This is a genomic window from Streptomyces sp. MK7 (assembly GCF_032658145.1).
Taxonomy (GTDB): domain Bacteria; phylum Actinomycetota; class Actinomycetes; order Streptomycetales; family Streptomycetaceae; genus Streptomyces; species Streptomyces spiralis.
Window position 1 is genome coordinate 54,000 of sequence record NZ_JAVACL010000015.1, and the last position, 22,630, is coordinate 76,629.

The following is a 22,630-nucleotide window of genomic DNA, read 5'->3' on the forward strand; positions in this document are numbered from 1 at the left end:
CCGGCCGCCGTTGCCGACTGGCATGTTCCCGAAGGCGGCCGGAAGGCCGTCGCGTGCGATCCACTCGGTGGCGGGCGCGAGGCACGTGGCGCTCGACATCACCGACCCCGCCCAGACGGTCGTGGCGGCCGGGCCGCGCCGACGTGACCCCACGGGGCTGCCGGCACCACGTGTGCGAGCGGCCGGGTCGCCCGCTGCGCTCCATAGGGGCGCGCCGCCCTGGCGCGCCCCTTCCGCGGCGCGTCGCGTTGGTGCGACCGGTTCGTACGGGGGTGTATGAACTCGGTGCCGCCTGGGCGACGCCGGCCCCCAGGCCGCCGCCCGCGACGGCTGCCGCCGCTGCACCTGTGACGGGCGGCCAGGAACTGGCGACTGTCGAACGAGCTCGACATGGGGGGCCGTCGGCGCCTTGCAGATACTCCTCATTGATGGGATTGATTCAACCCGCCGGTCACCGCGACGGGTTCCGTACCCCCTCTCTTACAGGAACTTTGCCCGGGACCTAGACAGGCCCCTCAGTCGCCGCCTATACATACATCCCATCTCTTCGATGCGGCGGCACACGGCTGTCGCCCTGCGAACCATCTCCCGCTCCGGGACAAGCGCGAGGAATGCCCGATGAGACTCAGAACAGCCCTCTGCTCCACCGCCTCCGTCCTCTCCGCACTGGCGCTGCTCACCGCCTGCAACGGCTCCGGCACCGCGGCGTCGTCCAACGGCACGCCGCTGGTCGGTGTCGACTACCCGCGTTCCGACACCGACTTCTGGAACTCGTACATCAAGTACACACCGGAGTACGGCAAGCAGCTCGGCCTCTCGCTCAAGACCACCAACTCGCAGAACGATGTCGCCAAGCTCACCGCCAACGCCCAGACGTTCATCAGCCAGGGCGTCAAGGGCATAGCGATGGCCCCGCAGGACACCGCGGCCATCGCGCCCACCCTGTCGCAGCTGGAGGCGAAGAAGATCCCGGTCGTCACGGTCGACACCCGCCCCGACACCGGCAAGGTCTTCATGGTCGTCCGCGCCGACAACCGCGCGTACGGCGAGAAGGCCTGCCAGTACCTGGGCACCAAGCTCGGCGGCAAGGGCAAGGTCGTCATGCTCCAGGGCGACCTGTCCTCCATCAACGGCCGTGACCGTACCGAGGCGTTCAACGACTGCATGAAGAAGAACTACCCCGGCATCAAGGTGTTCGGCGAGGCCACGAACTGGGACGGCGCCGTCGCCGCGCAGAAGCTGCAGACGGACCTGACCGCCAACCCGGACATCAAGGGCATCTACATGCAGTCCAGCTTCGCCCTGTCCGGCACCCTTCAGGTCCTCAAGCAGAGGGGCCTGCTGGTGGACCCGGAGAACAAGAAACACGTCTTCATCGTCTCCAACGACGGCATTCCCGAGGAGCTGAAGGACATCGCCGCCGGACGGATCGACGCCACCGTCTCCCAACCGGCCGACCTCTACGCCAAGTACGCCCTGTACTACCTGAAGGCCGCGATCGACGGGAAGACGTTCCAGCCCGGCAGGACCGACCACAACAGCGCCATCGTCAAGGTCCGCGACGGGCTGCTGGAGGACCAGCTCTCGGCTCCGCTCGTCACCGCCGACGGCGGCACCTACGGCGGCGTATCCAGCATCAAGAGCGACGACAAGTCGCTGTGGGGCAACAACCTCGGCTGACACCACGCCCACCACCGGAAGAGCAACGGCGAATATCACCAAGGCGGTTGAGATGAGCGACGGGGATCGAGCAGTCCGCCCCGCACCCTCCCCGACGGACGACGGACGGGTCCCGGCGGGTCCGCCCGTCGTCCAGGCGACGGGCATAGTCAAACGATTCGGTCCGACGGTGGCCCTGGACGGCGCCCGGATCACCATCAGGTCCGGCGAGACGCATGCCCTTGTCGGCCGCAACGGCGCCGGCAAGTCGACCCTGGTGTCCGTCCTCACCGGCCTGCAGGCCCCTGACGAGGGGACGGTGACCTTCGGCGGCAGCCCGGCGCCACGGCTCACGGACCGCGACGCCTGGCGTCGGCGCGTGGCCTGCGTCTACCAGAAGTCGACGATCATCCCCACCCTGACCGTCGCCGAGAACCTCTTCCTGAACCGGCACGACCACGGCCGCCACCGGCTGATCAGCTGGCAGGGCGTACGGCGCCGTGCGAAGGATCTGCTGGCGACCTGGTCCGTGGACGTCGACCCGCAGACCCCCGCCGCTGATCTCAGCGTGGAACAACGGCAGTTCGTGGAGATCGCCCGCGCGCTGTCCTTCGGTGCCCGGTTCATCATCCTCGACGAGCCGACCGCCCAGCTCGACGCCGCGGCGATCAACCGTCTCTTCGACCGCATCCGCGACCTGCAACGGCAGGGCGTGACCTTCCTCTTCATCAGCCACCACCTGCAGGAGGTCTACGAGATCTGCGACATGGTGACGGTCTTCCGGGACGCCCGCCATATCCTGACCTCACCGGTCGCCGAGCTGCCCCGCACCGAACTCGTCACCGCCATGACCGGTGAGGCGGCGGCCGACCGGCGCGAGGAACGGGCGAGCACCCTCGACGCCGACGCCACGGCCGCGCTCGGTGTCCGGGGTCTGAGCGGCGAGACCTACGGCGACATCACCTTCCGGGTCGGCGCCGGAGAGATCGTCGGGCTCGCGGGGGCCGCGGGCAGCGGACGCACCGAAGTGGCCGAGACGGTGGTGGGGCTGAGGGCCGCCGCCGGCGGCGAGGTGGAGATCGCCGGCAACCGTCCGCGTCCCGGCAGCGTGCCCGCCGCGCTCGCCGCCGGCGCCGGGTTCGTCCCGCAGGACCGACACCACCAGGGCTTCGTGCCCGGCATGTCGATCGCGGACAACGCCACACTGTCCGTTCCCCGCCGGCTCGGCAGGAACGGATTCCTCAGCCCGCGCCGACGGGACCGGCTCGCCGAGGGGATGATCGAGCGTCTGACGATCAAGACGCCCGGCCCCGACCTGCCCGTCTCCGCCCTCTCCGGCGGCAACCAGCAGAAGGTCGTCATGGCCCGCGCCCTCGCCGACGACCCGCGGCTGCTGGTTCTGATCAACCCGACCGCGGGCGTGGACGTGCGCTCCAAGGAGTTCCTCCTCGGCAAGGTCCAGGAGACCGCGGAGACCGGCACCGGAGTGCTCATCGCCTCCGACGAACTCGACGACCTGCGCATGTGCGACCGGGTCCTGGTGATGTTCCAGGGCCGTGTGACCTCAGAGATCGCCCGCGGCTGGCACGACCACGAACTCGTGGCCGCGATGGAAGGAGTGGACCTCCATGCCTGACACCGTCCTCGCGGCGGACACCCCCGCCCCCGGGACCACCGAGCCGACGGCCAGGCGCGGTCTGTTCGGCGGCCGGATACCTCTGGCCCGGCTGCGCGATCTGGCCCTCGTTCCCGCGATCGTGGTCATCGCCGTCGTCGGCCAGGTCGTCAACCCGGTCTTCCTGCAGGCGGACAACCTCATCAACGTCCTGCAGACCATGTCCGAGATCGCCCTGCTGGTCCTCGCCCAGACGATGATCCTGATCGTCAAGAAGATGGACCTGTCACTGGAGTCCACCATGGGCCTCGCACCCGGCGTCGCGGCCTGGCTGGTGGTTCCGGCCGGCGCGGGCCACGGCCTCGGCCTGCTGCCCGGCGCATGGGCGATTCCCGTGACGCTCGCCGTGGGCCTGCTCGTCGGAGTGATCAACGCCCTGCTGATCATCCGTTTCGGCCTCAACGGCTTCATCGTCACCCTCGGCATGCTCATCGTGCTGCGCGGCGTCCTCACCGGCATCTCCGGTGGCCAGACGTTCTTCCAGCTGCCGAAGTCGATGCTCTACCCGGGCACCGCGGAATGGTTCGGGATGCCGGCCTCCATCTGGATATGCCTGGCGCTGTTCGCCGTCGCCATCGTCGTCCTGGGCTGGACCAGCTTCGGGCGCTCGCTGTACGCCATCGGCGGCAACGTCGACGCGGCGAAGGCGGCCGGCATCCGCACCGACCGGGTGCTGTGGATCGTCATCGTCACCGGCAGCGTGCTCGCCGCCCTCGCCGGACTGCTGCTGTCAGGTCGGCTGGCCTCCGTCGCCTCGGCGCAGGGCAACGGCTACATCTTCACCGTCTTCGCCGCCGCCGTCATCGGCGGGATCAGCCTGAACGGTGGCAGGGGCACCATGTTCGGCGCGTTCTGCGGCATCCTGCTGCTCTTCATGATCCAGAACGTGCTCACGCTGGCGGGCGTCCCCGCTCAGTGGATCGGCGCTCTCAACGGCCTGATCATCCTGGTCGCCCTCGCCATCTCCCGTATCACCGGCGGCAAGGTCCAGGAGTGAACCAGGCGGCCGTCGCCGCCGCACATCGCTCACCCTTCCGTCGCAGGGGCCCGTGTCCCCACCTGCTCTCACAGGAGTGTCCGTCATGTCCTCTGCCGTGTCCGCTCCATCGGCATCTGCCCGTATCACCGCCCTCGACGTCCTGGACGTGCGGTTCCCCACTTCCGAACATCTCGACGGCTCGGACGCAATGAACCCCGAGCCCGACTACTCCGCCGCCTATGTCGTCCTGCGCACCGACGCCGGCGACGGACTGGAGGGACACGCCCTGGCCTTCACCACCGGACGCGGCAATGACGTACAGGCCGCCGCCATCGCGGCCCTCGCACCCCATGTGGTCGGCCTCCGCGTCGACAAGATCTGCGACGACCTCGGCGGGTTCTCCCGCTCCCTCGTGCACGACCCCCAACTACGGTGGCTGGGCCCGGAGAAAGGCGCCATCCACATGGCCACCGGCGCGGTGGTCAACGCCGCCTGGGACCTGGCCGCCAAGCGCGCGGGCAAGCCCGTGTGGCGCCTTCTCAGCGAGATGCCGCCCGAGGAACTGGTCGCCCAGGTCGACTTCCGCTGGCTGAGCGACGCACTCACTCCCGAGGAGGCCCTGGACATCCTGCGCCGTGCCGAACCGGGCCGCCAGGAACGCGTCGCCCGCCTGCTGGAGCACGGCTACCCCGCCTACACCACCACCCCCGGCTGGCTCGGCTACTCCGACGAGAAGCTGGCCCGACTGGCCCGGGAGGCCGTCGCCGACGGCTTCACCCAGATCAAGCTGAAGGTCGGCGCGTCGCTGGAGGACGACGTACGGCGCATGCGCACCGCCCGCGAGACCGTCGGCGACGGCATCCGCATCGCCGTGGACGCCAACCAGAGATGGGACGTCGGACAGGCCGTCGACTGGATGCGCGCCCTGGCGCCCTACCAGCCGTACTGGATCGAGGAACCCACCTCCCCGGACGACATCCTCGGCCACGCCGCCGTCCGCGAGGCCGTCGGCCCCATCAAGGTCGCCACCGGCGAGCACGTCGCCAACCGGGTCGTCTTCAAGCAGCTTCTCCAGGCCGGCGCGGTGGACATCGTGCAGATCGACTCGGCACGGGTCGGCGGCGTCAACGAGAACGTCGCGATCCTGCTGCTCGCCGCGAAGTTCGGTGTGCCGGTCTGCCCGCACGCCGGCGGCGTCGGTCTGTGCGAGATGGTGCAGCACCTGTCGATGTTCGACTACGTCGCCGTCTCCGGCACCATGGAGGACCGGGTCATCGAGTACGTCGACCACCTCCACGAGCACTTCGTCGACCCGGTGCGCATCGCCGACGGCCACTACCTGGCGCCGACGCTGCCAGGACTGAGCGCACAGATGCACCCGGAGTCCCTCAAGGAGTTCGCCTACCCCGACGGCCCCGTCTGGACCGCCCGTGTCTGACGCCCAGCCCCTCGTCGACGCCCACCACCACGTCTGGGACCTTGACGTCCGGCCGCAGCCCTGGCTGGACGAACCCGGGCACGAGCCGCTCCGCCGCAACTTCGGTTCGCACGCCCTGCGCTCGGCCGCGACCCGGCCGATCGCCGGACGGCGACTGACGAGCACGGTGGTCGTCCAGTGCGTCACATCCGTCCCCGAGACACGTGACCTCCTCGCCCTGGCCGGCAGCGATCCGCTGATCGGCGCCGTCGTCGGCTGGGCGGACCTGACGTCCCCCGCGATCGGCGACGTACTCGACGACCTGCGGACAGGGCCCGCAGGCCGGTACCTGCGGGCCGTACGGCACATCGTGCAGGGCGAGTCCGACCCGCACTGGCTCGGGCGGCCGGATGCCGAGCGGGGCCTGCGGGCGGTCGCGGAGCGCGGACTCGGATACGACGTGCTGATCCGCAGCCACCAGTTCCCGCAGGCGATCCGTCTCGCGGAAAGGCTCCCGGAGCTGTCCCTCGTCCTGGACCATGCGGGCAAACCACCGCTCGCACGGCGGGAGCTGACCGACTGGGCACAGCAGGTGCGGACCCTGGCCGGGCACCCCCAGGTCCGCTGCAAGGTGTCCGGCCTCGTCACGGAGGCCGACCACGAAAGGTGGACGATCGACGACATCCGCCCGGCGTGGGACGTCCTGCTCTCCGCCTTCGGCCCCGACCGGCTGATGTTCGGCTCCGACTGGCCGGTCTGCGTCCTCGCCGGCGGCTGGAACCGCTGGGCCGCCACCGTCGAGGAACTCCTGGACGGCTGCTCGGGCGCCGAGATCCACGCGATCCTCGCCGGCACCGCGACGGACTTCTATCACCTGACCCCGGCCCCGAGGGAGGAGGGGACGACGTGCTCCTGACGGAACTGCTGCACCCCGGCATCCTCGAAGCCCTGGCCGGAGCCGGGCACGGCGCCCGCGTCCTGCTCGCGGACGGCCACTACCCCGCCAGTACGGCCACCGGCGAGCGGGCCAGAACCGTCCACCTCAATCTGAGGCCGGGCCTGCTGGACGTCACCACTGTGCTCGACGTCCTCCTCGGGGCGATCCCCGTGGAGTCGGCCCGGGTGATGGTGCCGCCCGAGGGCGAACCGGAGCCGCCGGCCATCGCCGGGTACCGCGCCCGGCTGGCGCCCGCCCCGGTGCAGACGCTGGACCGGTTCGCGTTCTACGACGCCGCACGCTCCCCCGACCTGGCGCTGGCGATCGTCACCGCCGACATCCGTACCTACGCCAACCTGCTGCTGACCATCGGCGTCCGCGCTGAAGGGACCCTGACCCCACGATGACACTCGCAGTCCGCTACAAGGCCGCTCGTACCCTGGACATGGCTCCCGCCCAGACGCGCTCCCCCGGCCCGGGCGAGGTGGAACTGGCGCCCGCCTACGTCGGCATCTGCGGCACCGACCTGCACATCTTCCACGGCGACATGGACGCCCGGGTCACCACGCCGGCCGTCCTCGGGCACGAGATGTCCGGCCGCGTCGTACGCGTCGGGCCGGACGTGGAGGGCTGGCAGTCCGGTGACCCGGTGACCGTGATGCCGCTGCGCTGGGACGGCACCTGCCCGGCGTGCGCCTCCGGGCACCGTCACGTCTGCCGACACCTCGACTTCATCGGCATCGACTCGCCGGGCGCGATGCAGCAACGCTGGACCGTCCCCGCCCACACCCTCGTCCGGCTGCCCGGCTCCCTCGCCCTGGACCGGGCCGCCCTCGTCGAGCCCACCGCAGTAGCCGTGCACGACGTCGGCCGGGCTCAGGTGCGGGAGGGCGAGCGGGTCGTCGTGGTCGGCGGCGGACCGGTCGGGGTGCTCATCGCGCTGGTGGCGCGGGCCACCGGTGCCGAAGTCCGCGTCGTGGAGCCGAGCACCCACCGGCGCCTGCTGGCCGAGAAGTTGGGCCTGACCGCCTGGGACCCGGCCGCCGACGACGTACCCGGGCTCGTCGGGCGGTGGACCGGGGACGCGGGCGCCGACGTCGCCTTCGAGGTCTCCGGCGCGGCGGGCGGAGTCGCCACCGCCGTAGACGTGCTGGGCGTGCGCGGCCGGCTGTGCCTGGTGGCCATCCACCCCCGGCCCCGCGAGGTGAACCTGCACCGCTTCTTCTGGCGGGAACTCACCCTCGTCGGTGCGCGGTTGTACGACCGCTCGGACTTCGAGCGGGCGGTGAAGCTGGTGGCGGACGGCACGATTCCCGCCGAACGGCTGATCAGCGAGGTCGTACCGCTCACCGAGGCACCCGCCGCCTTCGAGGCGCTGGAGGCGGGCGGGAACGTGATGAAGATCCTCGTGGACTGCGGCAACGACACGACGGGAGCCTGAGATGCCCCTTTTCGACCTGACCGGCCGGCTCGCCGTCGTCACCGGCGCCCGGCGCGGCATCGGGCGGGCCATGGCCCGTGCCCTCGCCGAAGCCGGCGCGGACGTCATCGGCGTCAGCGCCTCACTGGAGGAGTCCGGCAGCGCGGTGGAGAAGGACGTCGCCGCCGCGGGGCGCACCTTCGAGGCGATCCGGTGCGACTTCGCCGACCCGGACGCCGTACGGACCCTGGGCGCCGGCCTCGCGGACCGCCGGCGGCCGGTGGACATCCTGGTCAACAACGCGGGCACGATCCGCCGGACTCCTGCGGCCGAACACTCGGACGCCGACTGGGAGTTGGTCCTCCAGGTCAACCTCAGCGCCCAGTTCGCGCTCACTCGGGCCGTCGGGGCGGCGATGGTGGCCCGCGGCCAGGGGAGAATCATCTTCACGGCGTCGCTGCTCAGCTTCCAGGGCGGCATCACCGTGCCCGGCTACACCGCCGCCAAGCACGGCCTCGCCGGACTGACCAAGGCGCTGGCCAACGAGTGGGCCTCGCAGGGTGTCAATGTCAACGCCATCGCGCCGGGCTACATCGCCACCGACAACACCCAGGCGCTACGGGACGATCCGGTGCGCGGCAAGGCGATCCTGGACCGCATCCCGGCGGGGCGCTGGGGCACCGCCGACGACCTCGCGGGCGCCACCGTGTTCCTGGCCTCCGACGCCGCCGCCTACGTCCACGGCACCGTCCTGCCCGTCGACGGCGGATGGCTGGGCCGATGACCGCCGACGTCGCCTCCGTGCCGGCCGGCGCCCGGATCCTGCCGGCGCTCACGGCCGCGTCCGTCGCGAACGCCGGCCCGCTCGGCGACGTCGCCATGGCCTCGCCCGCCGAGGCCGAAGCGCTCGTGGCGGGCTGCTCGGCCGCCGTCAGGCGTTGACCGGCACCCCTGTCCCACTCGCAGGACCCGAGGAGCGTGTTGTGCGAACCCGGAAGATCACGAACACCACCGTCGAAGTCACCGAACTGGGCTTCGGGACCTCCGTCATCGGCAACCTCTACCGGGTCACACCGGTAAAGGACGCGGCAGCCGCGATCGAGGCGGCCTGGGGCAGCGGCATCCGCTACTTCGACACCGCGCCGCACTACGGGCTCGGCCTGTCCGAACAGCGGCTGGGGGCCGCCCTGCGCGACCGCCCCCGCGAGCAGTACGTCGTCTCCTCCAAGGTGGGCCGGCTGCTCGTGCCCAACGAGCGGCCGCGGGGCGTCGACAGCGAGGGTTTCGTCGTCCGCGACGACCTGCGTCGCCAGTGGGACTTCAGCCGGGACGGCGTGCTCCGCTCCATCGATGCCACTCTGGAGCGTACGGGTCTCGGCCGTCTCGACATCGTCTACGTGCACGACCCCGACGACCACTGGCGGCAGGCCGCCGAGGAGGCTCTGCCCACCCTCGCGGACCTGCGTGACCAGGGAGTGATCGGCGCGATCGGCGCCGGCATGAACCAGTCGGCCATGCTCGCCCGCTTCCTGCGCGAGACCGCGGCCGACGTGGTGATGCTGGCCGGACGCTACACGCTCCTGGACCAGTCGGCGCTGGACGACGTGCTGCCCGCCGCGCGGGAGCACGGCAAGAGCGTGGTCGCCGTCGGCGTGTTCAACTCGGGCCTGCTCTCCAGGGACCGCCCCGCGCCGGGCATGAAGTACGACTACAAGGACGCTCCTCCCGAGTTCGTGGCCCGTGCCCTGGCCATCGCCGAGGTCTGCGAACGTCACGGCACGACCCTGCCCGCCGCCGCGATCGCCTTCCCCTTCAGCCATCCCAGTATCATCAACGTCACCCTGGGAATGAGGGATCAGGAGCAGGTCAGGCGCAACGTGGAACTCCACCGTCGGCATGTGCCGGAAGCTCTCTGGTCCGACCTTCGCGCCCAGGGCCTGGTCAGGCCGGACGTACCCACGCGCAGCGGCGCGGAGAACACTCCGGAGTCGGAAGGGGTGCGCGTTGTCTCTGACGGACAAGGCCATTGAGCGGATCCGTGAACTCATCCGCACCGGGGCGCTGCCACCGGGCTCGAAGCTGCCGCCGGAGCCGGAGCTGGCGGCCCAGCTGGGCCTGTCCCGCAACCTGGCCCGCGAGGCGGTCAAAGCACTCGCGGTCGCCCGCGTGCTCGAGGTCCGCCGGGGCGACGGCACCTATGTGACCAGTCTGCAGCCCGGCCTGCTGCTCGAGGGCCTGGGCGGCGCGGTCGAGCTGCTGCAGAGCGACTCGGCGGCGCTGCTGGACCTGATGGAGGTTCGCCGGCTCCTCGAACCGGTGGCCACTGCCCTCGCCGCCACCCGGATCTCCGACGACCAGCTGGCAGAGGTCAAGCGGCACCTGGACGCCATGCGAGCCGCACGCGACGACGTCGAACAGCTCAACGCGCACGACGCGGCGTTCCACCGCGCCGTGGTCTCGGCCACGGGCAACGAAACGCTGCTCACCCTGCTGCAGGGCATCTCGGGCCGCACCTTGCGCGCCCGCATCTGGCGCGGCCTGGTCGACGACCAGGCCGCGGGCAGGACCCTCTCGGAACACGAGGCGATCTTCGATGCCCTGGCCGCCCGTGACGCCGTCCTCAGCCAGGCCGCCGCACTGATGCACGTGAGTCACACCGAGCAGTGGCTGCGGGAACATCTGAGGAGCACGGCCCCTGCGGGATGATCCCGCCCGCGCAACCGGGTCAAGGGCGGGAGCCGTCCTCCACCTTCTCGAAGAAGAACTCGTGTTTCGGGAAGGAGACGTCGTACTCGTGACCGGACTGAGGCGGCAGCAGTTGGGAGGCCTGGAACAGCCGCCACCCGTCGTGCAGCGCGGCGAGCCCTGTTGGGTAAGGCGGTTCGTCGCTGTCGCCGGTCGTCGGACGGGTCCGGCCGGTCCCGTCGTAGCGGGACCAGCCGACGACGTCGGAGTCCAGCGCCGACGTCGCGAGATAGAGGACCAGAACCTGCTGCCTCATGCGTGACTCCTCAGGGCCGGCCGGTTGCTGACGCGCGTGACCCAGTAGTCGACGTCGAACGAGTCGTCGCCGGTCAGGGCCCGCCAGAGCAGGACCCGGTTGTAGATCTCCAGTCGGCCCGTGGCCCACTCGTACCAGGGGAAGCGCGTGTTGAGCTCCGCGGTCACCGCGGGGTCGTGCAGGTCGGAGACGTCCCACAGACGCACCTGCGGCACGGTCGGGTTGAGGCGGAGTTTGTACATGTACCGACGGTCCGCGGTGTCGTTGCGGCGGCCACTGTGCCAGATGCCGTGGTGGACGAGCACGACCGTGCCCGCCGGGCAGGTCAGACGGGTCTGCCCCCTGAGGTTCTGGACGCGGCCGATGTCCGTCTCGTTGATCCTGCGCAGATGGCTTCCGGGCACGCTGAGGGTGCCGCCCATCTCGGCGGTCACCTCGTGCGGGTAGTACATGAGCTGGATGTCGAACGCGTCCGGCCGCACATCGATGATCGCATCTCCATGGAGCGGCTGTGCCTGTCCCCCGTGCGGCTCGCGCACATGAACCGCATGGTGGTCGACGGTCGGCTCGGGGCCGACCAGGCTCTCGACAGCGCCTGCGACGACCGGCAGGGTGAGCAGTTCGTGGACGAAGGTGTCCTGCGCGAACGCCCCGACCAGCGGGGTGCCGTAGGACACGTCGGGCAGGCCCTCGGCCAAAGCCGCGATGGCCCGTTCATTGATCTCCTGGGGCACCACACCGTCCAGGCGCAAAAATCCCTGCGCGACGAAGCGCGCCACCTGAATTGATGTCAGGAGTTGCTTGCTGGTTGACATGCGACGAACGTACGCGCCCTGTCCGGATCGGTCGTGGGCTGAAATCGTCCACTGCTGGTAATTTTCCATCCTCGTGAAACACGTAACGCTGCGGCTCGACGAGGCGCCCACCGTGGTCGATGCCGGCATCGCGGTGCACGGCGTCTCCACCGCCCACGACGTCTTCCGGCTGCCCGACCTGTGGCAGCTGCATCTCTACCACTACGAGGGTGCTCTCTCCCTCGGGCAGTCGGTCCACCCCATACGCCCCGGCCACGTCAGCCTGGTACCGCCGAACACGGAGGTGCACTTTCACTACCGGGGCAGGTCGGAGCACTTCTACGTCCATCTGCGGCTGCCCGACGGCGGAACCGCGCGGGTGGTGCCGGTGATGCAGGACGCCGCGGCCGAGAGCACACGCCTGGCCGATCTGCTCCGAAACGCAGTGACCGCGATGCCGACTTCTCCCCTGCGAGCCTCGGCCGAGGTCTGGACCGCGCTGTGGCGCATCGCCGAGTTGCCCAGGGGCGATGGAGCCGGGCGCCGCCACCCCCTCGTGGCAGCCGCCCAGGCCTATGTCGAGGAACACCTGGCCGGCCCGTTGTCCGTCCCGGACGTCGCTCGCGCCGTCGGAGTCTCCCACACACACCTGACGCGCGTGTTCCGCGCCGAAACCGGCCTCACTGTCGTTTCGTACATCCGGCGTCGCCGCCTTCAACGCGCCCGCCACCTCCTGTTGTCCTCCACGCTGTCCATCACCGCCATCGCCGCGTCCGTGGGCATCGACGATCTCCAGGCCTTCAACAAGGCCTGCCGCCGTGAACTCGGCGCGAGCCCGCGTGACGTACGTGCGGCGGCCCCTGCGAAGCTGGACAGCCCAGGAGCGTAAGGATGTCGGCAGGCAGACTGTCTACGCGCCGGCGAAGGAGCGGCTCCGTGCGGCATGACCGCCGATCGCGGCCCCGACGAGCCGCCTCTCGAAGGACCGCAGTATCTGTTCGAGATCCGTCGCGTCGAACGACGTCGCATCCGTCCCGAGACTGATCCCGGCCGTCTCGGACATACCCCACACATCGAAGGAGAGCCTTCCGGAGTACGCGTCGACGGGTTTGGGGAATCGTCTGTAACGGCTGGATGCCATGGCCCGCTCGAGGTCCTGCTGCGCCCTGTCCGCGCGCGCCCGGATCAGCGTGCGGGGCGCTATGGGGCGGACGTTGACCACGTACGGGTTGTGTGCGGAGCGGCCCAGTCCGGCGGAGACCTCGTCCAGGGATCTGGCGTAGCGGTCGGGCTCTCGCAGGCTGACGGAGGAGGATCTGACGAGTGCCGCGTCGACGGCCCGGCACAGCGCCGGGAACCGGTCGCCGCCCAGGGACGTGTCGACCGGAACGAGGGCCCGGCCGGCGACATGGGCCACCGCCTCACGGGCGACCGTGGTCTGCCGGTTGGCCATCACGGTATTGAACACGCAGTTGCCGATGCCGAGGTGCTCGGCGAGCGCGCACGCGTATGCGGCTTGCAGGACGGCGGCCACGGAGGTCCGGTACTGCTTCGCCAGACCGGCCGCCGCGAGTGCGACCGCCGCCGAGTCGAGGCATACGAAGTTGTAGACCGCGTCCCTGCGGCCGGCGGGCACCTGGAGTTCGGGCATGACGGACTGACGGAGCATCGCCCGGTCATAGGTGTCGACACGATGGGCGTGCCGCAGCCCCGAGGGACTGGCCTCGAAGCCGGCGATCTGCCGCGGCTGCCACCCCGAAACCCAGGTCAGCGCCCGGATCGGCGGCCAGTCGGGCTATGTGTCCGGCCACGATCCGGGCGGCCGTCGTGTCCGCCGAGAAGTGGTGCAACGACAGCACGACGTGGACGGGTCTGCCGTCCACAGTGACGACGGCGGCCCGCAACGGCAGGTCGTCCGGGCCGAATCCGGGCTCGGCCAGCCGGACGGTGAAGGCGCTCAGCTCGTCGTAGGTCGGCGGGGCGTCGGAGGCGTACTCGTCGACCTGGAGCACCCCGGAGGCCACGACGACCGCGCGCGGGTGTCCGTCCGCGTCACGTGGATACAGCGTGCGCAGCGCCTCGAAGTGGGCCGTGACCGCGGCGACGGCATGCAGCACCGCGGCCATGTCGGGTCGGCCGTCCAGTGCCCGCCCCATCCGCACGTTCCTGTTGCGGGGTCCGTGGAGACGGGGGTGGCATCCTTCGCGTTCATGGGCCTTCTGCGACCAGGTCAGTTCATGCTCTCCGGCGCTGCCGGAGACGAAGACGACGTCATGGCGTGCGATCTGTCGCATACCCGCCTCGGCTCTCTTCCGGTACGTCGGCGGTGCGCCACGTCTCGCGGATGGGGCGCGGCGAGTTCGCCGACCGGACGGCGTGCAGGCCCGCGATCCCCCACGCCGTACGGCGGTACGACAACGCGGCCGGAGCGCGGGCGCCCTGGTCTTCAGGCAGAGGATAGGTCCGCGCGGACCATGTGCGTCAATGCTCGGAAGGGGTGGGACGCGGCAGCGGCGGACCGTTTTCCCACCGCGTCCCGCCGGTGCTCACCGCCTCCCACCGGTGCTCACCGCGTCCCGCCGGCGATCGCCGCCAGGTGGACGCCGCCCCCAAGAACGAGATGCAGATCGTGTACGCCGGTCACCTCCGCGGGCATCGGTGCGCTGACCGTGCGCCAGTCGTACCGGCCGTCGGTGCCGGCGGGGACGTGGAGGCCGGCGAGCAGGGTGCCGGTACCGGGACCGCCGTCGGCGTAGATCTCGACGGTCGCGTCCTCCTCCGTCGCGCGGGACACCTCGGCCGTGATGACGCGCGGTCCGTCCGCCGGGCCGCCCAGGTCGACCGAGCGGTAGCGCAGTCGGCAGTGGATGTCACCGGTCGCCGGTGTGACCGCCTCCCCCTTCTCCCGGGTGGCGTCGACGAGCGTGCCGCCCACGCACTCGTCGAAGTCGGCGGCCTCCAGTCGTCCACCGATGAGACCGCGCGCGGGCAGGGCCGGCCCCGTCACGGCGAGGGGCGCCGTCAGGGCGACGGCTTCGGCCGAGTGCCCGATCAGGATCTCGTACTGTCCCGGCTCCACGGTGAAGGCGCCCGCTGAGACGGACCAATGGGCCAAGGCCGCGACGGGCACGCCGAGCTCCAGCCGCCGCCGTTCACCGGGGGCGAGGGAGACCTTGCGGAAGTCCGTCAGTCTGCGCCTGGGCGCGCGGTGGCGGGCGGCGAGCGCGCGGGTGTAGAGCTGCACGGTCTCGGTGCCCGGGCGCGTTCCGGTGCTGGTGAGCTCGACGCTCACGGTCAGGGTGTCGTCCTGCGCTGCTTCCCGGGCGGACAGCCGCAGGTCGGAGTAGGCGAAGCTGGTGTAGGACAGGCCGTGCCCGAAGGGGTACAGCGGTGCGGCGTCGTGGTACTGGTACGTCCAGCCGGCGCTGATGATGTCGTAGTCGAGGCGGCCGGGCAGCGGGTCGGCGCCGCGGTACCAGGTCTGCGGGAGCCCTCCGCGTACCCCTCCTCGTTGCGGCCCCAGCGGGGGTCGCGCAGCAGGTTCACCACGGGGGCCCAGATCTGGAGGCTGTGCCGGTGGCCGTCGACGGCGGGGCACTGGTGGAAGGCGTGGGCCTCGGTGCCGACGGCCGTGGCGACCTCGTGGAGCAGCTCCTCGTCCCAGGTGGCTCCCAGGCCTATCGCCTGCGGGAACACGGTGGCCGGCCCCAGCCAGGCCACACCGTGCAGTCCTTCGGTGCCGGTCTTGTAGGGGGCCAGTCCGAGGCGGGGGACTCCGGGTGAGTACTGGCAGAGCAGTTCGATGCGCTCGTCGAGTGTCAGCCGGGAGATCAGGTCGTCGACCCGCTGTGCGAGGGGTAGCGCGGGGTCACGGAACGGCAGGTCGGTGGTGGGCGGCTCGGGGGGTGTTGCGACGGTACTCACCTGAGATGTCCCTTGCAGGAGGTCGAAGGAGAAGGTGTGGGAAGCATGGGAAGCGTGGGCGACCGCGGGCTGCCCGGACGGCGTACGGCTTTCCTCGATCGCAGGGCCGCGTAGTCGAAGCGCTTCGACGTTCGCATGACGCTGTGTCGTGTAACAATCACAGGTCGCCCAGCCGTCGCAAGCCGTTTGGCCGGCGTCGGCGTTCCTCCGACGCTACGTCCGAATCCGCAGCTCATCTGGGGAGTGACCGCATGGAGGGCAGGTCGCACCGCCCTCCTCGGAGCCGCCTGTTACCGGAAAGTGACCTGTACGGCCCGTTGTCGTGTCCGGAAACACGGCCTTAGTGTCACCGAAACGTCGAAGCGCGTCGACTCGGATTTCTCCCGCCCTCCCGACACCAGGCCACCGGACGACGCAGCGTCGGCCCGCCCGCCGGTCGGATCCACGAAAACGAAGGGCCGCAACGACATGAGCATCGAGATGAACCGCCGAGCCGTCCTGCGAACGGCCGCCGGCGTAGCGGGCGCCGCCTGTCTCTCACCGCTGCTGGCCGCCTGCGGCGGCAGCGGCTCCGGCGCCGGCAAGGGCGGCACCAGCAGCAAGAAGGGCCTGGCCGCCGCGCTGCCCGACACACCATCGTGCGGGTCGGCAACCCCACCAGCGGCTGGACCCAGCACTTCGCCGTCTCCACCGACAGCGGCGACACCTGGAAGCCGTCGGGCAGTGAGCCGTCCGGAGTCACCGGGGCCGGGGTCGAGGACCAGGCCGTCGCCATCAGCGCCGACGGCAGACGGATCGTCTGGTCACCGGCCGGTGCGCCGGTCAGCTGGTCCGACGACCACGGAGGGACGTGGACGGCTTCGAAGAGGGTGCCGGCCGGGGCCCCGTACGCTCCGACCGGGTGAACCCCGCGAAGTTCTACGCCTACGACTCCGGCGTCTTCTACCTCAGCACGGACGGCGGCAAGACATTCAAGTCCACGGCGGCCACCGGTCTGCCCACCGCGGGGAACGTCCGGTTCAAGGCGGTACCGGGCCACGAGGGCCACATCTGGCTGGCGGGCGGCACCAGCAAGCCCACCACCCCCACACCGTACGGGCTGTGGCGGTCGACCGACTCGGGAACGTCCTTCAGCAGGCTCGAGGCGGTGGACGAGGGCGACGTCGTCGGATTCGGCAAGGCCGCGCCCGGTGCCACGTACCCCGCCGTCTACACCAGCTCCGAGATCAGCGGCGTGCGCGGCATCTTCCGCTCCGACGACGCGGGCCGGACGTGGGTCCGCATCAACGACGACCGGCACCAGTTCGCCTGGACCGGCCAGACCATGACCGGAGACCCCCGGGTCCACGGCCGGGTCTACTTCGGGACCAACGGACGCGGAGTCATCTACGGCGACCCGAAGTGAGATCGGGCTCCCGGTCACCGCGCTCCGCACCCGCCGCGCCGAAGGGGGGACCGCCGTGGCCCGGCCGCCAGGGCGGCACGACCGACTTCTGCGGACCGGTGACTGGCCGCCCTCTGCCCGAAAGCAGCACCCGACTCTCCGCGGGGAGACACCGTCATGACCACACGCAGCATCACCGACCGCCTGAACGGGCTCGCCTTCGGCGGGGACTACAACCCCGAGCAGTGGGACGAGCCGGTCTGGAAGGAGGACGACGAACTCATGCGCCTGGCCAGGGTCAACCTGGCCACGGTGGGTGTGTTCTCCTGGGCCCTGCTCGAGCCGGAGGAGGGACGCTACGACTTCGCCTGGCTCGACGCCCACATCGAACGCCTGCACGCGAACGGCGTGGCCGTCGACCTCGCCACCCCGACGGCCTCCCCGCCGCCCTGGTTCACCCTGGCCCACCCCGACGCGCTGCCGGTCACCCCGGACGGCACCCGCCTCACCCACGGCAGCCGCGACACCTACTGCCTCACCGCGCCCGCCTACCGCGGTGCGGCCCGGCGGATCGCCTCGGCCCTGGCCGATCGGTACGGCGACCACCCCGCCCTCGCGCTGTGGCACGTGCACAACGAGTACGGCACTGTCTGCTACTGCGACCACACGGCCGCGGCCTTCCGGGTGTGGCTGCGCGCCCGCCACCGCTCGCTGGACGCCCTCAACGACGCGTGGGGGACGGCCTTCTGGAGCCAGCGCTACACCTCCTGGGAACAGGTACTGCCGCCGCGTACGACGCAGTGGCACAGAAATCCCGGCCAGGCGCTGGACTTCCAGCGCTTCTGGTCCGACGAGATCATCGCCGCCTACCGCGAGCAGCGCGACGCGATCCGCGCGCACAGCGACCGGCCGGTGACGACCAACCTGATGCTCCCCGCCTACCAGAACGTCGACCTGTGGGCCCTCGCCCGCGAACTCGACATCGTCAGCTCCGACCAGTACCCCAGCTCACCCGGTCTGGACGCCGCCGCCGACGTAGCCTTCCACGCCGACCGCACCCGTTCCCTGGCCGGCGGCAGCCCCTGGCTGCTGATGGAGCAGGGCACCAATACCGTCTACGACCGCGGCCGGATCCTCGCCAAGGAGCCCGGGGACATCCTGCGCCACACCCTCGGGCACATCGCGCGCGGTTCGGAGGGAGCCCTGTTCTTCCAGTGGCGGCAGTCCAGGGCCGGCGCCGAGATGTGGCACTCGGCGATGGTCCCGCACGCGGGCCCCGACAGCCGTGTCTTCCGGGAGGTCACGCGGGTCGGCGAGGCGGTCGCCCGGCTCGGGGAGCTGGCGGGATCGACGGTCACCGCCCCGGTGGCCGTCCTCCATGACTCGGATGCCTGGTGGGCGCTGAACATGGACGGCCTGCCCTCCCCCGACCTCGGCTACCACTCGGAACTGGGCCGAGCGCACCGGGCGCTGTGGGACGCCGGTGTCACGGTCGACTTCGCCCAGCCCGAACACGAGTTGGGCCGCTACCGGCTGGTCATCGCGCCGGCCCTGTTCCTAATGTCCGACGCGGGCGCCGAGAACCTGCGCCGTTACGTCGAGGGTGGTGGGACGCTGCTCGTCCAGCACGCGAGCGGATGCGTCGACGAGCGTCTGCACGCCCGGCTGGGCGGTTGTCCCGCCGGGCCACTGCGCGAGGCGCTGGGCATCCGCGTCGAGGAGTACCGGCCGCTGCGGCAGCAGGCGCGGACCGCCCTGTCGGACGGGTCGTACGGCACCGTCTGGAGCGAGTCCCTGCGCGCCGAGGGCGCGGAGACGCTCGCCGCCTACACCGAGGGCATGCTCACGGACAGCCCCGCGCTCACCCGGCACCGCTACGGCACCGGGCAGGGCTGGTACCTCTCGACCCGCCTGGAGGAGACCGACTACGGCGCCCTGGTCCGCCGGCTGCTCGACGAGGCCGGCGTCGGACCCGGACTGCCGGGTCTGCCGCCCGGTGCCGAAGCCGTCACCCGGCACGCGCCCGACGGCCGCCGCTGGCACGTCCTGATCAACCACCGCACCGACACCCTGCACCTGCCGGAACCCGCCCACGACCTGCTCACCGGGGCCGTCGCGCACGAAGTCCCGCCCGGTGGCTGCGCGGTGCTGCGCAGGCCCTGACCTGGAAAGGCCACCATGCCCGAGGAACAACGCACCATCCGCTGGGGGCACGAGGCCCTCCAGCTGGAGATCCTCCTCGATGACGACGGCAGCCCGCGCCCGACACGCCTCGGGCCGCCCGGCGAGCCGGACAGCGGCCCTGGTACGCCCCTGCCCCTGGTGGAAGTGACGGCCGCGGCTGGTCGGGCAGCCGTCTGGTCGACACCGGCCTCGGCGGGCGGCTGCGCCACCGGGCCCACCACGCGACCCGCGACGGCGACTGGCACACGCTGACCGTCCGCCTCCACGCCCCGGAGACAGGGCTGGCCGCGGAGGTGACCTACCGGTCTCCGGACGGCGTGCCCGTGCTCCGCAGCGAGGTGACCCTGCGCAACGAGGGGCAGGCCACACTGCACCTGGAGTCGGTCAGCTCGCTCGTGGTGGGCTGCCTCACCCCGGACGGGCCTTCGGCCGTCGACGTCGCGGACCTGCTGTGGGCGGAGAACGACTGGCTCTCCGAATGCCGCTGGCAGCGGCAGCCGATGCGCCTGACCTCACCGGCCCACCGCGGACGCGTGAGAGATGTCCACGGCAAAGCCGGCTTGGCCCTGAACGGACAGGGCACCTGGTCCAGCTGTGGACACCTCCCCATGGGGGGCCTCACGGACCGCCGCTCCGGCCGCACCTGGGTATGGCAGATCGAGCACAACGGCGGCGGCTGGCGCTGGGAATGCCGCGAACGCGACAAGGTCGCCTACACGGCACTGTTCGGGCCCACCGACACCCATCACGGCTGGCGGCACCCCCTGGAACCCGGCTCCGTCTTCCGCACCGTACCCGCCGCCCTGTCCTTCAGCGCCGACGGCGGCCCCGACGCCGCGTTCGCCGCACTGACCCGCTACCGCCGCGCCCACCGCCGCCCGCACGACGACCATCAGCGCCTGCCCGTCATCTTCAACGACTACATGAACTGCCTGATGGGCGACCCCACCACCGACAAGCTGCTGCCGCTCATCGACGCCGCCGCCGACGCGGGCGCCGAATACTTCGTGATCGACGCCGGCTGGTACGACGACGACAACGGCGGCTGGTGGAGCACCGTCGGCGCCTGGGAGCCTGCCGCCTCCCGATTCCCCGGGGAGAAGGGGATCCACAAGGTGCTGGACCGCATACGGGAGCACGGCATGGTCCCCGGCCTGTGGCTGGAGCCGGAGGTGATCGGCGTACGCAGCCCCATGGCCGGATCCCTGCCCGACGAGGCGTTCTTCCGCCGCGACGGCGTCCGCATCTCGGAAGTGGACCGGCACCACCTGGATCTCCGCCACCCCGCCGCCTGGCTGCTCCGCCCGCGCGGAGCCGAAGGCCCGCTGCCCGTCGTCGTCACCTACATCGGCTACAGCGGCGGCCGCGGCCTGCCCACCGACCACCTCTTCTGGTCCGCCGCATGCTCCGTACCCTGGCGGGCTTGACGTCCCGGTGCAGGGTGCCGACCCTGTGGCCGGCGTCGAGCGCGTCGATCAGTTGCAGGCCGGCGGCGGTCTCCTGCGGTGCGAGCAGTCCGACCGCGGTGATCCGATGGGCCAGTGAGGGCCCCTCGACGAGTTCCATGCCGATCCACAGCCGGTCCTCGGACTCGACGAGGTCGTGGACTCCCACCACGTGGGGGTGCGGCACCCGGGCGACGGCGCGGGCTTCGCGGATGGTGCGGCGCATCCGTACGCGGTGCTCCTCGTCGACGGCGGTGAGGAGATGCAGTTCCTTGGCGGCGACCGGCCGGTCCAGGAGTTGGTCGTGGGCGCGCCAGACCGTTCCCATGCCGCCCCTGCCGGTCGTGCAACAGGTACCGTCCGGGGATCAGCCGTTCCGAACGCGTGACCGCCTCACGATCACCGTCTCGGGATATCACGCGCTCTCACGTCCCCTCTGCACGCCGACGCGGGTGCTGCGTGTTTCCGAGCCGAGGAGTGGCCGCGGCCCTCCCGCTCAAGGATTGCGTCGTACGCCATAGCTGGACAGTAGATCCGCAGGAAAAGTGGCAACAAGGCATCGAGGAGCGGATTAAATGCTCCCCCACCTGGACTGATTTCCCGGCAGTGCCCAGGGACCTCACCGACACCCAGCCGGCTCGCGCCACGACCGTTGACACCTCTCCACTTAATTTCTACTGTGTAGCAACCAAGGGAGGGGCGCCGGATGAGCCGCACGCTGGAACTGCTGGAGTCGCACGTCAGCGACCGGACGCAGTGGCATTTCGTGGTCCTCAGGGACGCGGATCACCTTGCGCTGGGTGAGTGCTCCGACTCCGGGCACCCCGCGAATCTGGTGACCGAACTCGAGCTCGCCGCAGGTGAGTTGCGTGGTCGGGACCTGCTGGCGGACCGCGCCGACATCGTCGACGCACTCGCCCGTCGGGCCGGCGAGCGGGCGCGCCCGGACGCCTTCGTGGGAGCGACGCTCATGGGCGGTCTGGAGCAGTTGCTGACCGATCACGCGGCACAGGCGGCGGGCGAGCCCGTCTGGAAGTGGCTCGGTGGTTCAGCACCCGCACCGGTGCGCCTCTACGCCAACATCAACCGGGTACCCGGAGGTCGTACGCCGGACGATGTGGCGGCGGCAGCGATGAAGGCGGTGACGGCCGGCTTCTCCGCGGTCAAGTGCGCGCCGTTCGACGTCCCGGACGGAGCCGGATCGCTCGCCGCCACCGGTTTGCGTCGGCTCCGTGCGATCCGCGAGGCCGTCGGCGACGACATCGAGTTGAGGGTGGACTGCCACGAGAGGCTTCCGGTCGAGCAGATCCACCGCCTCCTGCCGGCGCTCGAAGACCTGGGCATCGGCTGGCTGGAGGACGCGGTCGCCATGGACCAGACACGGAACCTGCGCGCCTTGCGTGCCGCCACGACGATCCCGCTGGCCGGCGGCGAGTTGATGTTCCACGCCGCGGAGGCCGACGCCGCTGTGTCCGAGGGCCTGATCGACGTCCTGATGCCCGATGTGAAGCACGCGGGCGGTATCGAACGTGTGCTGTCCATCGCGCGCGGCGTGCCGGAGCTCGCCGTCTCACCGCACAACCCGTCGGGTCCGGTGGCCACCGCGGCCGCCGCCCATCTTTTCGCCGTCTGTCCCAACGCCACTGATTTGGAGTACCAGTTCGGCGAAACACCCTGGCGATCCGATCTCGTCGGGAGTCTGGAACGCATAGCGGAGGGTCACCTTCACGCCGATGACCGTCCAGGTCTCGGTCTGACCCTCAACACAAGGCATCCGAGTCTTCGAGTCCTGTGGTCCACCACCCTTTAAG

The 22,630-nt window shown here is 70.8% G+C and carries 21 protein-coding genes and 3 pseudogenes; 17 read left to right on the forward strand and 7 right to left on the reverse strand.

Annotated features, from left to right (window positions below; translation table 11 throughout):
- Nucleotides 1–618 precede the first annotated feature (618 nt).
- The 11 genes from R2S09_RS18460 to R2S09_RS18510 all read left to right on the forward strand — a co-directional run bounded on the left by R2S09_RS18460 (nt 619) and on the right by R2S09_RS18510 (nt 10,793).
- Nucleotides 619–1,680, forward strand: coding sequence for a sugar ABC transporter substrate-binding protein (locus tag R2S09_RS18460; protein ID WP_316742115.1), 1,062 nt, complete (start codon nt 619–621; stop codon nt 1,678–1,680).
- A 52-nt stretch (nt 1,681–1,732) separates the two neighbouring features.
- Nucleotides 1,733–3,295 (forward strand): sugar ABC transporter ATP-binding protein, encoded by a 1,563-nt coding sequence (locus R2S09_RS18465; protein WP_316742117.1) that lies wholly within the window; start codon nt 1,733–1,735, stop codon nt 3,293–3,295.
- Nucleotides 3,288–4,331: an ABC transporter permease gene (locus tag R2S09_RS18470; protein ID WP_306190910.1), complete on the forward strand. Its 1,044-nt coding sequence runs from the start codon at nt 3,288–3,290 to the stop codon at nt 4,329–4,331. Before R2S09_RS18465 ends, R2S09_RS18470 begins: the two co-directional genes overlap by 8 nt.
- Before the next feature lie 85 nt (nt 4,332–4,416).
- Nucleotides 4,417–5,751, forward strand: a complete 1,335-nt coding sequence (locus R2S09_RS18475) for an L-fuconate dehydratase (RefSeq protein WP_306190911.1) — start codon at nt 4,417–4,419, stop codon at nt 5,749–5,751.
- Nucleotides 5,744–6,646, forward strand: coding sequence for an amidohydrolase (locus R2S09_RS18480; RefSeq protein WP_306190912.1), 903 nt, complete (start codon nt 5,744–5,746; stop codon nt 6,644–6,646). Before R2S09_RS18475 ends, R2S09_RS18480 begins: the two co-directional genes overlap by 8 nt.
- A complete protein-coding gene (locus tag R2S09_RS18485; RefSeq protein WP_316742120.1) occupies nt 6,637–7,074 on the forward strand; it encodes an RbsD/FucU domain-containing protein in 438 nt (145 codons plus the stop codon). The genes R2S09_RS18480 and R2S09_RS18485 overlap by 10 nt, the downstream gene beginning before the upstream one ends.
- Nucleotides 7,071–8,108, forward strand: coding sequence for an alcohol dehydrogenase catalytic domain-containing protein (locus tag R2S09_RS18490; RefSeq protein ID WP_316742121.1), 1,038 nt, complete (start codon nt 7,071–7,073; stop codon nt 8,106–8,108). The genes R2S09_RS18485 and R2S09_RS18490 overlap by 4 nt, the downstream gene beginning before the upstream one ends.
- 1 nt (nt 8,109) lies before the next feature.
- The gene (locus tag R2S09_RS18495) at nt 8,110–8,871 is read left to right on the forward strand and encodes an SDR family oxidoreductase (RefSeq protein ID WP_316742123.1); all 762 of its coding nucleotides are present in this window, start codon (nt 8,110–8,112) and stop codon (nt 8,869–8,871) included.
- A complete protein-coding gene (locus R2S09_RS18500) occupies nt 8,868–9,029 on the forward strand; it encodes a hypothetical protein (protein ID WP_316742125.1) in 162 nt (53 codons plus the stop codon). The genes R2S09_RS18495 and R2S09_RS18500 overlap by 4 nt, the downstream gene beginning before the upstream one ends.
- Before the next feature lie 41 nt (nt 9,030–9,070).
- Nucleotides 9,071–10,117 (forward strand): aldo/keto reductase, encoded by a 1,047-nt coding sequence (locus R2S09_RS18505; RefSeq protein WP_316742127.1) that lies wholly within the window; start codon nt 9,071–9,073, stop codon nt 10,115–10,117.
- On the forward strand, nt 10,092–10,793 hold the full coding sequence (locus R2S09_RS18510) for a FadR/GntR family transcriptional regulator (RefSeq protein ID WP_316742129.1): 702 nt from the start codon (nt 10,092–10,094) through the stop codon (nt 10,791–10,793). Before R2S09_RS18505 ends, R2S09_RS18510 begins: the two co-directional genes overlap by 26 nt.
- Nucleotides 10,794–10,812: 19 nt before the next feature.
- On the opposite strand, the gene R2S09_RS18515 is transcribed toward R2S09_RS18510, so the two are convergent.
- Both R2S09_RS18515 and R2S09_RS18520 read right to left on the reverse strand, forming a co-directional pair.
- On the reverse strand, nt 10,813–11,088 hold the full coding sequence (locus R2S09_RS18515) for a hypothetical protein (RefSeq protein WP_306190920.1): 276 nt from the start codon (nt 11,086–11,088) through the stop codon (nt 10,813–10,815).
- Nucleotides 11,085–11,903, reverse strand: a complete 819-nt coding sequence (locus R2S09_RS18520; RefSeq protein ID WP_316742131.1) for a phytanoyl-CoA dioxygenase family protein — start codon at nt 11,901–11,903, stop codon at nt 11,085–11,087. The genes R2S09_RS18515 and R2S09_RS18520 overlap by 4 nt, the downstream gene beginning before the upstream one ends.
- 73 nt (nt 11,904–11,976) lie before the next feature.
- Between R2S09_RS18520 and R2S09_RS18525 the strand changes: the two genes are divergently transcribed.
- The gene (locus R2S09_RS18525) at nt 11,977–12,771 is read left to right on the forward strand and encodes an AraC family transcriptional regulator (RefSeq protein ID WP_316742133.1); all 795 of its coding nucleotides are present in this window, start codon (nt 11,977–11,979) and stop codon (nt 12,769–12,771) included.
- Between the two features lie 21 nt (nt 12,772–12,792).
- On the opposite strand, the gene R2S09_RS18530 is transcribed toward R2S09_RS18525, so the two are convergent.
- The 4 genes from R2S09_RS18530 to R2S09_RS18545 form a co-directional block, all read right to left on the reverse strand.
- The gene (locus tag R2S09_RS18530) at nt 12,793–13,551 is read right to left on the reverse strand and encodes a hypothetical protein (protein ID WP_316742135.1); all 759 of its coding nucleotides are present in this window, start codon (nt 13,549–13,551) and stop codon (nt 12,793–12,795) included.
- Nucleotides 13,552–13,558: 7 nt separating this feature from the next.
- Nucleotides 13,559–14,176 carry a hypothetical protein gene (locus R2S09_RS18535; protein ID WP_316742137.1) on the reverse strand — a complete coding sequence of 206 codons (618 nt, stop codon included), beginning with the start codon at nt 14,174–14,176 and terminating at the stop codon, nt 13,559–13,561.
- 272 nt (nt 14,177–14,448) lie between these two features.
- Complete coding sequence (locus R2S09_RS18540) at nt 14,449–15,174, reverse strand: fibronectin type III-like domain-contianing protein (RefSeq protein ID WP_316742140.1); 726 nt, start codon at nt 15,172–15,174, stop codon at nt 14,449–14,451.
- A 2-nt stretch (nt 15,175–15,176) separates the two neighbouring features.
- Nucleotides 15,177–15,806 carry a glycoside hydrolase family 3 N-terminal domain-containing protein gene (locus R2S09_RS18545; protein WP_316742141.1) on the reverse strand — a complete coding sequence of 210 codons (630 nt, stop codon included), beginning with the start codon at nt 15,804–15,806 and terminating at the stop codon, nt 15,177–15,179.
- Between the two features lie 623 nt (nt 15,807–16,429).
- Here R2S09_RS18545 and R2S09_RS18550 point away from each other — a divergent pair.
- The 4 genes and pseudogenes from R2S09_RS18550 to R2S09_RS40595 form a co-directional block, all read left to right on the forward strand.
- Nucleotides 16,430–17,211: pseudogene (locus R2S09_RS18550) on the forward strand (WD40/YVTN/BNR-like repeat-containing protein); the annotation flags it as partial.
- 156 nt (nt 17,212–17,367) lie between these two features.
- On the forward strand, nt 17,368–19,353 hold the full coding sequence (locus tag R2S09_RS18555) for a beta-galactosidase (RefSeq protein WP_316742142.1): 1,986 nt from the start codon (nt 17,368–17,370) through the stop codon (nt 19,351–19,353).
- A gap of 15 nt (nt 19,354–19,368) precedes the next feature.
- Nucleotides 19,369–20,666, forward strand: a pseudogene (locus R2S09_RS18560) (alpha-galactosidase); the annotation flags it as partial.
- Nucleotides 20,667–20,699: 33 nt separating this feature from the next.
- Entirely contained in the window at nt 20,700–20,801 is a 102-nt protein-coding gene (locus R2S09_RS40595; RefSeq protein WP_399144145.1) for a hypothetical protein, read from the forward strand.
- A 10-nt stretch (nt 20,802–20,811) separates the two neighbouring features.
- Here the strand turns inward: R2S09_RS40595 and R2S09_RS18565 are convergent.
- A pseudogene (locus R2S09_RS18565) lies at nt 20,812–21,147 on the reverse strand (serine/threonine protein kinase); the annotation flags it as partial.
- Nucleotides 21,148–21,525: 378 nt separating this feature from the next.
- On the opposite strand from R2S09_RS18565, the gene R2S09_RS18570 reads away from it, so the two are divergent.
- Nucleotides 21,526–22,629 (forward strand): mandelate racemase/muconate lactonizing enzyme family protein, encoded by a 1,104-nt coding sequence (locus R2S09_RS18570; protein ID WP_306190928.1) that lies wholly within the window; start codon nt 21,526–21,528, stop codon nt 22,627–22,629.
- The last annotated feature ends 1 nt before the right edge of the window (nt 22,630 follow it).